General features: G+C 73.2%; 11 protein-coding genes. 8 read left to right on the top strand and 3 right to left on the bottom strand.

The genetic code is table 11. The annotated features are described in order from the left end of the window. The first annotated feature begins 14 nt into the window (after nucleotides 1-14). The 7 genes from lpdA (at nucleotide 15) to BMX97_RS12040 (ending at nucleotide 11204) form a co-directional block, all read left to right on the top strand. Entirely contained in the window at nucleotides 15-1418 is a 1404-nt protein-coding gene (gene lpdA / locus BMX97_RS12070; protein ID WP_091750015.1) for a dihydrolipoyl dehydrogenase, read from the top strand. A 332-nt stretch (nucleotides 1419-1750) separates the two neighbouring features. Further along, entirely contained in the window at nucleotides 1751-2296 is a 546-nt protein-coding gene (locus BMX97_RS12065; RefSeq protein WP_244538394.1) for a gluconokinase, read from the top strand. A 124-nt stretch (nucleotides 2297-2420) separates the two neighbouring features. After that, complete coding sequence (locus tag BMX97_RS12060; RefSeq protein WP_091750012.1) at nucleotides 2421-6245, top strand: ATP-binding protein; 3825 nt, start codon at nucleotides 2421-2423, stop codon at nucleotides 6243-6245. A gap of 274 nt (nucleotides 6246-6519) precedes the next feature. Beyond that, complete coding sequence (locus BMX97_RS12055; protein ID WP_091750009.1) at nucleotides 6520-8193, top strand: DEAD/DEAH box helicase; 1674 nt, start codon at nucleotides 6520-6522, stop codon at nucleotides 8191-8193. A 60-nt stretch (nucleotides 8194-8253) separates the two neighbouring features. Next, nucleotides 8254-9132 carry an aldose 1-epimerase family protein gene (locus BMX97_RS12050; protein ID WP_091750006.1) on the top strand — a complete coding sequence of 293 codons (879 nt, stop codon included), beginning with the start codon at nucleotides 8254-8256 and terminating at the stop codon, nucleotides 9130-9132. 81 nt (nucleotides 9133-9213) lie between these two features. Next, nucleotides 9214-10185 carry a tyrosine recombinase XerC gene (locus BMX97_RS12045; RefSeq protein WP_091750003.1) on the top strand — a complete coding sequence of 324 codons (972 nt, stop codon included), beginning with the start codon at nucleotides 9214-9216 and terminating at the stop codon, nucleotides 10183-10185. Nucleotides 10186-10367: 182 nt separating this feature from the next. Next, nucleotides 10368-11204: a response regulator gene (locus tag BMX97_RS12040; RefSeq protein ID WP_177202196.1), complete on the top strand. Its 837-nt coding sequence runs from the start codon at nucleotides 10368-10370 to the stop codon at nucleotides 11202-11204. A 37-nt stretch (nucleotides 11205-11241) separates the two neighbouring features. Here the strand turns inward: BMX97_RS12040 and BMX97_RS12035 are convergent, their stop codons facing one another. Both BMX97_RS12035 and BMX97_RS12030 read right to left on the bottom strand, forming a co-directional pair. Then, a complete protein-coding gene (locus BMX97_RS12035; protein ID WP_091749997.1) occupies nucleotides 11242-12705 on the bottom strand; it encodes an MDR family MFS transporter in 1464 nt (487 codons plus the stop codon). 171 nt (nucleotides 12706-12876) lie between these two features. Continuing rightward, nucleotides 12877-13338, bottom strand: a complete 462-nt coding sequence (locus tag BMX97_RS12030) for an Lrp/AsnC family transcriptional regulator (protein ID WP_091749994.1) — start codon at nucleotides 13336-13338, stop codon at nucleotides 12877-12879. A gap of 149 nt (nucleotides 13339-13487) precedes the next feature. Between BMX97_RS12030 and BMX97_RS12025 the strand changes: the two genes are divergently transcribed. Then, a complete protein-coding gene (locus BMX97_RS12025) occupies nucleotides 13488-13739 on the top strand; it encodes a DUF6356 family protein (protein ID WP_091749991.1) in 252 nt (83 codons plus the stop codon). Nucleotides 13740-13758: 19 nt separating this feature from the next. Here BMX97_RS12025 and BMX97_RS12020 read toward each other — a convergent pair. Next, the coding region (locus tag BMX97_RS12020) for an ISAs1 family transposase (RefSeq protein ID WP_143074606.1) at nucleotides 13759-14072 on the bottom strand (314 nt) is incomplete at its 5' end.

The raw sequence follows: 14072 nt of genomic DNA, 5'->3' as shown, positions 1-14072 counted from the left end.
CTCGCGAGTCCCGCATGTCCTCCTACGATCTCGTCGTCATCGGCACCGGCCCCGGCGGCTACGTCTGCGCGCTGCGCGCCGCCCAGCTCGGCCTGAAGACCGCCGTGGTCGAGAAGCGCCCGGCCCATGGCGGCACCTGCCTCAACGTCGGCTGCATCCCCTCGAAGGCCCTGCTGCACGCCTCGGAAGCCTTCGAGGAGGCGACCAAGCACTTCCCGGTGCTCGGCATCACCGTCGGCGAGCCGAAGCTCGATCTCGCCAAGATGATGGCGTTCAAGCAGGACGGCGTCGACGGCAACACCAAGGGCGTCGCGTTCCTGCTCAAGAAGAACGGCATCGAGGCGTTCCAGGGCACCGGCCGTCTCGCCGGGGCCGGCCGCGTCGAGGTGACCTCGGAGGACGGCGGCAACCAGATCCTCGAGGCCAAGAACGTCGTGATCGCGACGGGCTCGGACGTCGCCAACCTGCCGGGCGTCACCATCGACGAGGAGGTCGTGGTGTCCTCGACCGGCGCCCTCGACCTGACGAAGGTCCCCGGCAAGCTCGTCGTCATCGGCGCGGGCGTGATCGGCCTCGAGCTCGGCTCGGTCTGGCGGCGCCTCGGCGCCCAGGTGACCGTGGTCGAGTACCTCGACCGGATCCTGCCCGGCATGGACGGCGAGGTCGGCAAGCAGTTCCAGCGCATCCTGTCGAAGCAGGGCATCGAGTTCCGCCTGTCGCAGAAGGTCACCGGCGTCGAGCGCACCGGTGAGGGCGCCAAGGTCACGGTCGAGCCGGCCGCGGGCGGCACGGCGGAGACGCTGGAGGCCGACGTGGTGCTCGTCGCCATCGGCCGCACGCCCTACACCGCGGGCCTCGGCCTCGACACGGTCGGCGTCCAGCTCGACAACAAGGGCCGGATCCAGACCGACGACCGCTACGCCACCAACGTCACCGGCATCTACGCCATCGGCGACGTGATCGCCGGCCCGATGCTCGCCCACAAGGCCGAGGACGAGGGTGTCGCGGTCGCCGAGATCCTGGCCGGCAAGGCCGGCCACGTGAATTACGGCGTGATCCCGAACGTGGTCTACACCACCCCGGAGGTCGCCTCGGTCGGCAAGTCCGAGGAGGAGTTGAAGAAGGACGGGATCACCTACAACATCGGCAAGTTCCCGTTCACCGCGAACGGCCGCGCCAAGGTGAACCACACCACCGACGGCTTCGTGAAGGTGCTGGCCGATGCCGGAACCGACCGGGTGCTCGGCGTCCACATCGTCGGGCCCGACGCCGGCAACCTCATCATGGAGGTCGCGGTGGCGATGGAGTTCGGCGCCTCGTCCGAGGACATCGCCCGCACCTGCCACGCCCACCCGACCCTGACCGAGGCGGTCAAGGAAGCCGCGCTCGCGGTCGAGAAGCGCGCGCTGCACATGTGAGCGCGACGGTCGTAACCCTCCCCCTGCGCAGGGCTGTCCGGAAAAAGAATGGCGCGCCTCCCCTCTCCCGTGTGGGAGAGGGGCCGGGGGTGAGGGTGGCTCGGCTTAAGGATAATTCGCTGGGCGTCGAGCTGCGCAGCTCGACAGTTCTGGGTCATTGCGGAACCCGAGCCACCCTCACCCCTACCCCTCTCCAACTCGGGAGAGGGGATCCCGCGCCTTGATTTCGAAGGGGTTTCCCCGGACAGCGGTGCGGCAGAAGGGGAGGGTTGGGTGCTCAGCGCGGCATCGTCTGCTTGAGAATGACAAAGAAAACGGGAGGACACGCCACGATGGACAATGCCCCAGGCAATCCGATTCCTCCCGCTGTCATCGTGGTGATGGGCGTGTCGGGCTCCGGCAAGTCCACGGTGGCGAGCCTGCTCGCCGGCCGGCTCGGCTGGGAGTTCGAGGACGGGGACGATTTCCACCCCGCCGCCAACGTCGAGAAGATGCAGGCCGGCCATCCCCTCACCGACGAGGACCGCTGGCCCTGGCTTGCCGCCATCGCGGCCTGGATCGACCGGGTGCAGGCCGAGGGGCGGCACGGGGTCGTGACCTGCTCGGGCCTCAAGCGCGCCTATCGCGACGTGCTGGTCGGCGGCCGGCCCGATGTCCGCCTCGTCTACCTCCAGGGCGACCGCGAGCTGATCGGCCGGCGCATGGCCGCCCGCCACGGCCACTTCATGCCGACGAGCCTGCTCGACAGCCAGTTCCGCACCCTTGAGGAGCCGGCGCCCGACGAGGACCCGCTGGTGGTCTCGGTCGGCGCCACCCCGCAGGCGATCGTCGCCGAGATCGTCGAGACCCTGAAGGGCCCCGGGCCGCGGACGGCCTGAGCACGGACCCCCGGCCGCGGCGCCCGATCGTTCCGCCGGGCAACATGGGTCATGGCGGCCGATTGTTTGGTTTTTGACAGTGCAGGGCGCCCGTGCCATCGCCAGGGCATGCGGGACGATACCCATGCCTGGTAATTCGGCACATGCGCACGACACGCTGTTTCCCGGCGGCGGCGAGATGGGCGCGCGCCTGCGTGCCCGCGACTGGGCGGCGACGCCGCTCGGGCCGGTCGAGGGCTGGCCGCAATCGCTGACCACGGCGGTGCGGATCATGCTCGGCTCCCGCTTCGCCATGTGGATGGCGTGGGGGCCCGAGCTTACCTTCTTCTACAACGACGCCTACAGGCCCACCCTCGGGGTCAAGGAGGCCTGGGCGCTCGGCGCGCGCTCGGACGTGGTCTGGGCCGAGATCTGGCCCGATATCGGCCCGCGCATCGCCCAGGTGCTGAGCACCGGCCAGGCGACCTGGGACGAGGATCTGCGGCTGTTCCTCGAGCGGCGCGGCTTCACCGAGGAGAGCTACCACACCTTCTCGTACAGCCCGCTCGCCGACGATGCCGGCCGCGTCACCGGCATGCTGTGCGTGGTCTCGGAGGAGACCGAGCGGGTCATCGGCGAGCGGCGCCTGCGCTCCTTGCGCGATCTCGGGGCCGGCATGGCGGCGGCCCGCACGGTGCCGCAGGTCGGCGCCGTCGCCTCCGGCTGCCTGAGGGAAGACGGGACCGGGGAGGGCACCCGCGACCTGCCGGTGGCGCTCGCCTACCTCGCCGGCGAGGGGGCGTCGGGGCCGGTCCTGCTCGCCCGGGGCGGGCTCGGGCCGGAGCACCCGGCGGTCGGGCTCGCCGGCGAGGCCGGGGCGGCGGCGCTCGGCCTCCTCGACCGCGCCGGCGGCGGCCCGGTGCCGGTGGCCGAGCTCGGCCCGCTCTTCGCCGACCTGCCGGCGGGTCCCTGGAACCGTCCACCCACGCACGCCCTGGTGCTGCCGATCGCCCGTCAGGGCCAGGGCCGCCCGGCCGGGGTGTTCGTCGCCGGGCTCAATCCCTATCGGCCCCTCGACGAGGCCTATCGCGGCTTCCTCGCGCTGTTCGTCGGGCAGATCGCCACGGGGCTCGCCTCCGCCACCGCCTACGAGGCCGAGCGGCGGCGCGCCGAGGCCTTCGCCGCGCTCGACCGCCAGAAGACCGAGTTCTTCTCCAACGTCAGCCACGAGTTCCGCACGCCCCTGACCCTGATGCTCGGGCCGCTGAGCGAGGTCCTGGACTCGGCGCCCTCGGCGCTCGATCCCGACACCCGCCGGCTGGTGGCGCTCGCCCACCGCAACGGCCAGCGCCTCCTCAGGCTCGTCAACGCGCTCCTCGACTTCTCGCGCATCGAGGCCGGCCGGGCCCAGGCCGCCTTCGAGCCCCTCGACCTTCCCCGCTTCACCGCGGAGCTCGCATCGAGTTTCCGCTCGGCCACCGACAAGGCCGGCCTCGTCCTCGACGTCGATTGCCCGGGCCTGCCCGGGCCGCCCGCGGCCGAGCCGGCCTTCGTCGATCCGGAGATGTGGGAGACGGTCGTCCTCAACCTCGTCTCCAACGCCTTCAAGTTCACCCTCGAGGGCCGCATCGCCGTGCGGCTGCGGGCGGAGGGGGGCCGGGCCGTGCTGACCGTGTCGGATACCGGCCTCGGCATCCCGGAGGCCGAGCTGCCGCGGCTGTTCGAGCGCTTTCACCGGGTCGAGGGCGCGCAGGGGCGCAGCTTCGAGGGGTCCGGCATCGGGCTGGCCCTGGTGCAGGAGCTCGTCCGGCTGCACGGCGGCACCGTCGGGGTCGAGAGCCGCCCGGGCGAGGGCAGCACCTTCACGGTGAGCCTGCCGCTCGGCTCCGCCCACCTGCCGGCCGACCGCCTGCGCGCCGCACGGACCGGCCCCTCGACCGCCACGCGCTCGCAGGTCTTCGTCGAGGAGGCGACGCGCTGGCTTAGCGAGGAGGAACCCGGTCCCGTCCCGGACCCCGGCCTCGTCCCGTCCGGCCTCACGGGTCGGGTGCTGCTCGCCGACGACAACGCCGACATGCGCGCCTATGTCCGGCGCCTGCTGGGCGATGCCGGCCACGTCGTCGAGGCGGTGGGCGACGGCCACGCGGCGCTGGCGGCGGCCCGCCGCCGCGTCCCCGACGTCGTCGTCTCCGACGTGATGATGCCGGGTCTCGACGGGTTCGGGCTCCTCGCCGCGCTCCGGGCCGATCCGGCCCTGCGGGCCATCCCGGTGGTCCTGCTCTCGGCCCGGGCGGGCGAGGAGGCGCGGATCGAGGGCCTGGGTGCGGGTGCCGACGACTACCTCGTCAAGCCGTTCTCGGCCCGCGAGCTGCTGGCGCGGATCGAGAGCAACCTGCGCCTCGCCCTCGTCCGGCGCGAGGCGGCCGACGCCTTGCGGCGGGTCAACGAGACCCTGGAGGCCCAGGTCGCCGAGCGCACCCGCGAGCGCGACCGGATGTGGCGCCTGTCGAAGGACGTGATGCTGGTCGCGCGCTTCGACGGCACGGTGGCGGCCGTCAACCCGGCCTGGCGCACGGTGCTCGGCTGGGCGGCCGAGGCGGTGGTCGGGTGCTCGTTCCTCGACCTCGTCCACCCCGACGACCGCGCCCGTACCGCCGCGGAGGCCCAGCGCCTGGAGGACGGCCAGACGACGCGGCTGTTCGAGAACCGCTACCGCCACGCCGACGGCTCCTACCGCACCCTGTCCTGGACCGCGGTGCCGGGCGAGGACCACCTGCACGCGGTCGGGCGCGACGTCACCGAGCAGCGCGAGCTGGAGGAGGCCTTCCGCCAGGCCCAGAAGATGGAGGCGGTGGGCCAGCTCACGGGGGGCATCGCCCACGACTTCAACAACCTGCTCACCGGCATCGTCGGCTCGCTCGACCTGCTCTCGACCCGGCTGGCGCAGGGGCGCACCGACGTCGCCGAGCGCTACATCACCGCCGCGCTCACCTCGGCCCAGCGCGCCGCGGCGCTGACCCACCGGCTGCTCGCCTTCGCCCGGCGCCAGCCCCTCGACCCGCGCCCTGTCGACGCCAACGCGCTCGTCGCCTCCCTGGAGGACCTGGTCCGCCGGACCTTGGGCGAGACCGTCGCCCTGGAGACCCGCCTCGCCGACGGGCTGTGGCCGACGCTGTGCGACGCCAACCAGCTCGAGAGCGCGATCCTCAACCTCGCGATCAACGCCCGCGACGCGATGCCCGACGGCGGGCGGCTCGCCATCGAGACCCGCAACGTCGAGCTCGACGGCATCTTCGCGGCCGCCCACGCCGACGTCACGCCGGGCCCCTACATCCGCCTCGCCGTCACCGATACCGGCACCGGCATGCCGCCCGAGGTGGCCCGCCGCGCCTTCGATCCGTTCTTCACCACGAAGCCCATCGGCCAGGGCACCGGCTTGGGCCTGTCGATGATCTACGGCTTTGCCCGCCAGTCCGGCGGCCACGCGATCATCGCCTCGGAGGTCGGCCGCGGCACCACCGTGGCGCTCTTCCTGCCCCGTCATGCCGGTCCGCCCGCCGAGGCCGAGGCTCCGTCCCCGGACCCCGCCGCGCGCCCGGTCGCCGGCAGCGGCGAGACCGTGCTGGTGGTGGAGGACGAGCCGGCGGTGCGCAGCCTCATCGTCGACGTGCTGCGCGACCTCGGCTACCGGCCGCTCGAGGCCGGCGACGGCCCGTCCGGCCTCGCGGCCCTGCGGGCGGCGAGCCGCGTCGACCTCCTCGTCACCGATGTCGGCCTGCCGGGCCTCAACGGCCGCCAGCTCGCCGACGCCGCCCGCGAGCACCGCCCCGGCCTCAAGGTGCTGTTCATCACCGGCTACGCCGAGAACGCCGCCACGGCGGGGTTCCTGGCGCCCGGCATGCAGATGATCACCAAGCCCTTCCCGATCGACCTCCTCGCCCAGCGCATCCGGGCGATGATCGAGGGGTGATCCGATGTCCGGCCGGCGCGTGGCACGTCCCGGCCGCGCGGCGCCAGCCATCTCCCGGGAGCCCGCCCGCCATGCGGCCCCCGGGGTGGACCTCGCGGGCGAACCCCTGTAACAGCTCGCTCCTCCACGAAAAGACCGTAGGGATTCCCCGCGCGCCGCGAGCGCCCGCCGCAAGCCGCGGCCGGCCCTCTGTCGAGGCCATGTGCTACCAAGCCTGGCGCCTCCGGAGCCGATTCGATCCCCGCGCGTCGCCTCTACCCGGGATCGAATCCACGTGCCGTTTCCTGTTCTGCCCGCCCCCCTCGCCAAGGCCCTCGCCGACCGCGGCTACGAAGACCCGACGCCGGTCCAGGCCGCCGTCCTCGAGCCCGAGACGGAAGGCCGCGACCTCGTCGTCTCGGCCCAGACCGGCTCGGGCAAGACCGTCGCCTACGGCCTGGCGCTCGCCCGGACGCTTCTCGGCGACGCCGAGATGCTGCCCGCGCCCGGCGCGCCGCTCGCGCTCGTGATCGCGCCGACCCGCGAGCTGGCGCTCCAGGTCCACCGCGAATTGTCCTGGCTCTACGGCCCGGCCGGCGCCCGCGTCGTCTCCTGCGTCGGCGGCATGGACCCGCGGCGCGAGAGCCGCTGGCTCGCCGACGGTGTGCACATCGTGGTCGGCACCCCCGGCCGCCTGCGCGACCACCTCGAGCGCCGCAACCTCGACCCGTCGGCACTGCGCGCCGCGGTGCTCGACGAGGCCGACGAGATGCTCGATCTCGGCTTCCGCGAGGACCTGGAATTCATCCTCGGCGCCACCCCGGCCGAGCGGCGCACGCTGCTGTTCTCCGCCACCCTGCCGAAGGCCATCGTGGCGCTGGCCGAGTCCTACCAGCGCGACGCGATGCGCATCGCGGTCGCCGGCGAGACCAAGGCGCATGCCGACATCGAGTACCGCGCCTTCCGCATCCTGCCGCGGGAGACCGAGCTCGTCGTCGTCAACACCCTGCGCCAGATCGAGGCGCGCACCTCGATCGTGTTCTGCAACACCCGCAACTCGGTGCGCCACCTCCAGGCGGTGCTGACCGAGCGCGGCTTCCAGGCCGTGGCGCTCTCGGGCGAGCTCGGCCAGGGCGAGCGCAACGCCGCGCTCCAGGCCCTGCGCGACGGCCGCGCCCGGGTCTGCGTCGCCACCGACGTCGCCGCCCGCGGCATCGACCTGCCGGGGCTGGGCCTCGTCATCCACGCCGAGCTGCCCAACGACGCCGAGGTGATGCAGCACCGCTCCGGCCGCACCGGCCGGGCCGGGCGCAAGGGCATCAGCGTGCTGCTCGTGCCGCCGTCCCGCCGCCGCCGGGCCGAGGAGCTGATGGTGCGGGCCAACGTGGTCCCGGTCTGGTCCGGCCCGCCGCCGGCCGACGAGATCCGCGCCCTCGACCACGACCGCCTGCTCCAGGACCCGCTGGTCACCGACGAGGTCAGCGACGAGGACCGGGCGATGGCCCAGTCCCTGCTCGCGCAGCGCTCGGCCGAGGACATCGCCGCCGCCCTGGTGCGGGCCTACCGCGCCCGCATGCCCTCCCCGGAGGAGGTCACCGATCCGGGCTTCACGACCGGCCGCGGCCTGGCGCCCAAGCGCGAGACGACCCCGCGGGACGGGCCGCGGGCGCCCTTCGGCTCGAGCGTGTGGTTCCGCCTCAACGTCGGCCGGCGCGACAACGCCGACCCGCGCCGCCTGCTGCCGATGCTGTGCCGGCGCGGCGACGTGACCCGCGAGGAGATCGGCGCGATCCGCATCTTCGACCGCGAGACCAAGTTCGAGGTCCGCGGCGGTGCCGCCGAGCGCTTCGCCCACGCCTTCCCGCGCACCGGCCCGGCCGACCTCCAGGTCGAGGCCCTGGCCGGCGGGGAGGCCGACGTGCCGCCGCGCCCGCGCGCGCCCCGGCGCAACACCGCCCGGCGCGGCTGACGCCCATTCCCGGATCGGCCGCCAGCCGGTAACAGGGGCCTCGTCAGACACGAGGCCCCGATGACCGACACCGTCGAGATCCGCCACCGCGACACTGAAGCCCGCATCGCGCTCGGCGGCGCCGAGCCGGTCTCCTGGTGGGTCGCCGGCACCGAGTACCTCTGGGAGGGCGACCCGGCGCACTGGAACCGCCACGCCCCCTGGCTCTTCCCGGTCGTCGGCGCCTCCGCGGGCGCCGCCGTGACGGTCGCGGGCCGCGCCTACCCGATGCCGCAGCACGGCTTCGCCCGCGACAGCCGCTTCACCGTGGTGGCGCAGGCCGAGGACCGCGTGACGCTGCGCCTGACCGACACGCCCGAGACCCGCGCCGCCTACCCGTTCGCCTTCCGCCTCGACATCACCGCCACGGTGAGCGACGGGGCGCTGTCCTTCGCCTGCGAGGTCCACAATCCGGGGGCGGAGCCGCTGCCCTACGGCCTCGGCTTCCACCCGGCCTTCCCGTGGCCCTTCGCGGGCGGCGAGCGGTCGGCCGCGGGCGGCTACGCGGTGCGCTTCGACGAGCCCGAGCGGCCGGCGGTGCCGGAGGTCGGCCCCGGCGGCCTTCTGGTCCGCACCGAGCGGGCGCTGCCGCTCGACGGCGACACCCTGCCCCTCGATCCCGAGCTCTTCACCGAGGCCCTGGTCTTCCTGAACGCCCGCAGCCGCACGATGCGCTTCACCGCCCCGTCGGGCGCTGCGATCGCCCTCGAGGCCGAGGATTTTCCGCACCTGGCGGTCTGGACGAAGCCGACGGCGCCGTTCCTGTCGCTCGAATGCTGGACCGGCCACGCCGACTGGATGGGGTTTTCCGGCGAGCTGGCGGAGCGCGACTCGCAGCGACTGCTGGCGCCCGGCGCCCACGCCCGACACGGCGTGACCCTGCGCTTCGCCCCGGCCTGACCGCTCCGCTCCCGTCAACCCGCCGTCAACCGGGATCGGGCCTACTGGACGCCCGATCCCGCGACCGGAGCCCGGACCGTCATGCCCGCACCCACCTCCGAGCCCGCCGACCTGCTCCTGCCCGGCGCTCCCGACGTGCGGGCCGCGGCGACGACCTGGCTCGACGGGCTGGCCTCGGAGCGGCGCCTGTCGCCCAACACCGTCGAGGCCTACCGGCGCGACCTGCGCCAGTTCCTCGCCCATCTCGTCCGCCAGGGCGCCAGTCCCGACATCCCGGCCCTGATCGGCTTGAAGCCCCGGGACGTGCGCGCCTTCATGGCGGCGCGGCGCCAGGAGGGGGTCGGCGGCCGCAGCCTGATGCGGGCCCTCGCGGGCCTGCGCTCCTTCGCCCGCCACCTCGACCGGGAGGGGCACGGCAGCGTCGCGGCGCTCGCCGCCGTGCGCTCGCCCAAGGTCGAGCGGCGCCTGCCCCGCCCGCTGCCCGTCGCCGCCGCGATCGCGATGGCGAGCCCCGACATCCGCGCCGGCGACGAGCGCCCGGCCTGGGTGCTGGCCCGGGACGCCGCGGTGCTGGCGCTCCTCTACGGCTCGGGCCTGCGCATCTCGGAGGCGCTGGGCCTGGCGCGCCGCGACGCCCCGGTGGCGGGCACGGATGCCGTCACGGTAATCGGCAAGGGCCAGAAGACCCGCAGCGTGCCGGTGATCGCCCAGGTCCAGGCCGCCGTGGAGGAGTACCTGCGCCTGTGCCCCTACGCCCTGCCGGGGGAGGGACCGCTCTTCGTCGGCGCCAAGGGCGGTCCGCTCTCGCCGCGCATCGTGCAGCTCGCCGTCGCCTCGATGCGGGGCGCCCTCGGCCTGCCCGACACCGCGACCCCGCATGCGCTGCGCCACTCCTTCGCCTCGCACCTGCTCGCCCGCCAGGGCGACCTGCGGGCGATCCAGGAGCTGCTCGGCCACGCCTCCCTGGCGACGACGCAGGTCTATACCAAGGTCGATGCCGTGCGCCTGCTCGAAGCCTTCGACGCCGCCCACCCCCGGGCCCGCGCCTCCTGAGGCCCCGTCCTGAGGCCTTGTCCTGAGGCCCCATGGCGGGGTGCGGGATGGTCCGGTCTCTCGTAATCTGGTGCTAAGCTTTCGGGTCTACGAGTGTAACCCCTAGGTAGCCCGGACCCGGCGTCAATCCGGGGCCGGACGATCCCGACGGACCTCATCCACGCGGACGAAGCACGATGCCGGTGAGCCACAGTGATGCCCGCGCCAGCGGACCGGCCTCGGCCCTCGTCGCCGACCGCGACCCCGCCTTGCGCGGCAGGCTGGTGGAACTGATCCGGGCGCACGATCCCTCGCTGCTCATCATCGAGGCGGAGACGAGCCGCGACACCTGCGAACTCTGCCTCCTCCACCGCCCGGTTCTCGCCTTCGTCGGCCTGCAATTCGAGGATGCGACCGGTCCGGAGGCCGTCGCCCGGTTCAAGGCGCAGGGCTACGTCGTGCCCTGCCTGATCCTGGTCGCCTCGCAGATCTTCCCGCGCTGGACCGAGGTCGCCCAGCACCTCGACGCCCACGAGTTCCTGCGCCTGCCCCTCGACGAGGCCCACGTCGCCGGCCTGCTCCAGGCTCATGCCCGGCGCCGGCAGCCGACCCGGCTGCTGCTCGTCGACAGCGCTCCCCAGAGCCGGGCCCTGGTGCGGCGCATCCTGGCGACCTCCGGGTTCCGCCTCGCGGTCGACGAGATCGAGAGCGCCCCGCACGCCCTCAAGCTCGCCCGGCAGGCGGCCTGCGACGTCGCGCTGATCGACCTCGGCCTGCGCGGCGGCGGCGGCGGTCTCGAACTCGCCTGCCAGATCCGCGAGGTGGCGCCCGAGACGCCGCTGGTGCTGATGACCGGGGGCGACGCCGCCACCATGGCGCATGCCTCGCGCCATTTCGGCATCGACTACGTGCTGAGGAAGCCGTTCTTCGCCCGCGACGTCGACCGGGTGCTCTACCACGTGCTGGGCCTGCGCCGGCCCTACCTGCTCAACGCGATCACCGAGGCGCTGCCGGTCCAGCCCGCCTCCCGGACGGCCTGAACCGTCGGGGCGACGGCTTCGGCCATCGGGTTGCCCGTCACTCCGCCGGCACCTCGCGGGTGCGGCCGAGGGCGACGTGCGGCACCAGGAGGGCGGTGGCGAAGGCGAGCGCGGAGATCAGCAGCACCGCCCAGAAGGTCTGGTGCAGGGCATGCTGCAGCACCAGCCGGACGCTCTCGGCATCGCCCGGCAGGCCGCCCGCCGCCAGCGCCTGCTGCAGGCTGTCGGCGGTGACCGTGCTGCCCGCCGCCGACAGGCCGTGGTTGAGCACCGCGCCGAACACCGTGGCGCCGAGCGTGCTGCCGAGGTTGCGCGAGAAGATGTTCGAGGCGGTGGCGCTGCCGCGCTGGGTCCAGGGCACGATCTCCTGGATCAGCATCAGGGCGGCGTTGCTGAGGAGCCCCATGCCGAAGCCCATCACCAGCGAGCCGAGGCCGGCCCGCACCGGCGAGCTACCGGGCTCCAGGGTGACGAAGGCGACGGCGCCGAGGGGCAGCAGCAGGCTGCCGCAGACCAGGATGCGGCGCAGGCCGAAGCGGTGCAGGTTGCGCGCCGCCAGCGTCGCGCCCATCGGCCAGCCGAGCACCATCACGGTGAGCGCCATGCCGGCGACGATCGGGGTCTGGCCGAGCACGCCCTGGACGTACATCGGCAGGAAGGTGGTGAGCCCGATCAGCGCCATGCCGGCGAGCAGCGAGGCGGCGTTGGCCGCCGCGATCGGCCGGCGCCGCCAGAGCGAGGCGTCGATGACCGGCTCCGGCGCCCGCCGCTCCTGGGCGGCGAGCAGCACCGCCGCCACGAGGCCGACCCCCGCGGCCAGGCCGACGACCGGCCAGCGGCCCTCGCCGGCTTCGGTCAGCCCGACCATCAGGGCCGCGACCGTCAGCGTGAACAGCGCGGCGCCGGCCGCGTCGACCGGACGGCGCTCGCGCCGCTCGCCCTCGTGCAGGAAGGCCAGGAACAGGCCGCTCGCCACCACGCCGACCGGCAGGTTGATCCAGAAGATCCACGACCAGGAGGCGTGCGCGACGATGAAGCCGCCGGCCAGGGGCCCGATCACCGCCGAGATCGCCCAGACGCTGGCGAGGAAGCCCTGGATCCGCCCGCGCTCCCGGGCCGTGTAGAGGTCGCCCACGATGGTGAGCGAGACCGGCTGGATCGCGCCCGCGCCGATGCCCTGGATCAGCCGGAAGGCGATCATCGCCGGCATCGACCAGGCGAGGCCGCACAGGAAGGATGCCGCGAGGAACACCGCGATGCCGGCGAGCAGCACCGGCTTCCGGCCGTGGATGTCGGCGAGCTTGCCGAACACGATGGTGGCGGCGGTCTGGGTCAGCAGGAAGCCGGAGAAGACCCAGGCGTAGATCGACAGCCCGCCGAGCTCGCCGACGATGCCGGGCATCGCCGTCGAGACGATCGTGGCCTCGATCGCCACCATCGCCATCGCGGCCATCACGGCGGCGATCACGAGGGGACGGCGCGTCGTCCGGGGGGTCGTCATGGGGGCTCTTTTCGGCGGGGCGGCTTTGGGCGTGGCGTCGCCGGCAGGGGAGGGGCCCTCGCGGGGGGAACCGCCCGGGCGACGTCCCGCGTCGCAGCTAAACCGATCGGCCCGGAAAGCAACCGGCGCCGGGCGCAGGCCAGACCCGCGCAGTGCCGGCCCGGCCGCGCCTCACTCGGCGTAAGTCACCGGCAGTGCCGTCGTGTACTTGATCCGCTCCATCGCGAAGGCGGAACTGACGTCGTACAGGTCGACCGACTGGATCAACCGCTTGTAGACCCGGTCGTAGGCCGCGATGTCGGGCACGACGATGCGCAGGAGGTAATCGGTCTCGCCGCTCATGCGGTAGAACTCGACCACCTCGGGGATGCTCATCACCGCGGCGCAGAACCGCTCGGCCCAGTCGGCGGTGTGGCGGTTGGTGCGCACGGAGACGAACACCGTGACGCCGACCCGCATCCGGTCGGGGTCGAGGAGCGCCACCCGGCGCTGGATCACCCCTTGCGCCTCGAGCTTCTGGATCCGCCGCCAGCACGGCGAGGCGGAGAGGCCGACCCGGGCGGCGATCGCCTCGAGCGACTCGGCCGCGTTCTCCTGCAGACACAACAGGATTTTTCGGTCGAACTCGTCCACGCGAAAATCTTCCAACCTTTCGCGCTCTCGCGCAACCTGTTTGCGGAAACCTACGAAGAAGGGGCAAAATTCGCAATCCGGCTTCGCGGCCCCCGTGCGATCCTCGGGCTGCCTTTCGAAACACCGAACCGAGCCCACCGAGGAGCCCGATGTCGAAGCTGTCCTTCTCCGAGCACCCCGCCGCCGTCGGCGAGACCTATGTCGAGCATATGGGCGTCGCGACCGGCTTCGGCCTCAGCATGATCGTCGGCGGCCTCGCCTGCCTGGTGCACGGGATCCTGCCCTTCGCCTTCACCAGCACCGGCTCGCGCACCATCGTGCGGCTGCACGACCGCATGGTGGCGAACCGCACCCGCGCCGCCCAGCACCGGTCCGACGCCGCCTCGGCGATCTCGGCCTGACGGCGCCAGGGGAATCGCTTCAGCTTTTTGTCTGGTCTGCGGGGGAGTGTCGGAGAAGGGCTTCGAGGTAGTCGGGATTGAGATTGGCGAGCTTTCTGCGGGCCTTGAGGCTGTGGCGGTCGTGGGGTGCGTGCACGAGGTTGATGGCCATGTGGCGCACGATCGCCATGTTCTGCGGGCCTGATCCAGTCCGCAGCCGCACGAGGTCGTCGTGGAAGACGACGTCGAGCACCCAGTGCAGGCGGTTTTCGATCTGCCAGTGCGCCCGCACTGCGGCCGCGAAGGTTTTGGCGTCGAGCCTCGCTGAAGAGAGATAGTAGCGGCGCTCGTGTT

The sequence above is a fragment of the Methylobacterium sp. ap11 genome (assembly GCF_900110515.1).
Lineage (GTDB): Bacteria > Pseudomonadota > Alphaproteobacteria > Rhizobiales > Beijerinckiaceae > Methylobacterium > Methylobacterium ajmalii.
The sequence above is the reverse complement of the archived record's forward strand: the minus strand, read 5'-3'. Positions and strand labels throughout refer to the sequence as shown.

What these genes read in the sequence shown, in the direction of transcription:
- lpdA (WP_091750015.1), top strand. Translation starts at nt 15, where the DNA reads ATGTCCTCCTACGATCTCGTCGTCATCGGCACCGGCCCCGGCGGCTAC.
- BMX97_RS12065 (WP_244538394.1), top strand. Translation starts at nt 1,751, where the DNA reads ATGGACAATGCCCCAGGCAATCCGATTCCTCCCGCTGTCATCGTGGTG.
- BMX97_RS12060 (WP_091750012.1), top strand. Translation starts at nt 2,421, where the DNA reads ATGCCTGGTAATTCGGCACATGCGCACGACACGCTGTTTCCCGGCGGC.
- BMX97_RS12050 (WP_091750006.1), top strand. Translation starts at nt 8,254, where the DNA reads ATGACCGACACCGTCGAGATCCGCCACCGCGACACTGAAGCCCGCATC.
- BMX97_RS12045 (WP_091750003.1), top strand. Translation starts at nt 9,214, where the DNA reads ATGCCCGCACCCACCTCCGAGCCCGCCGACCTGCTCCTGCCCGGCGCT.
- BMX97_RS12035 (WP_091749997.1), bottom strand. Translation starts at nt 12,705, where the DNA reads ATGACGACCCCCCGGACGACGCGCCGTCCCCTCGTGATCGCCGCCGTG.
- BMX97_RS12025 (WP_091749991.1), top strand. Translation starts at nt 13,488, where the DNA reads ATGTCGAAGCTGTCCTTCTCCGAGCACCCCGCCGCCGTCGGCGAGACC.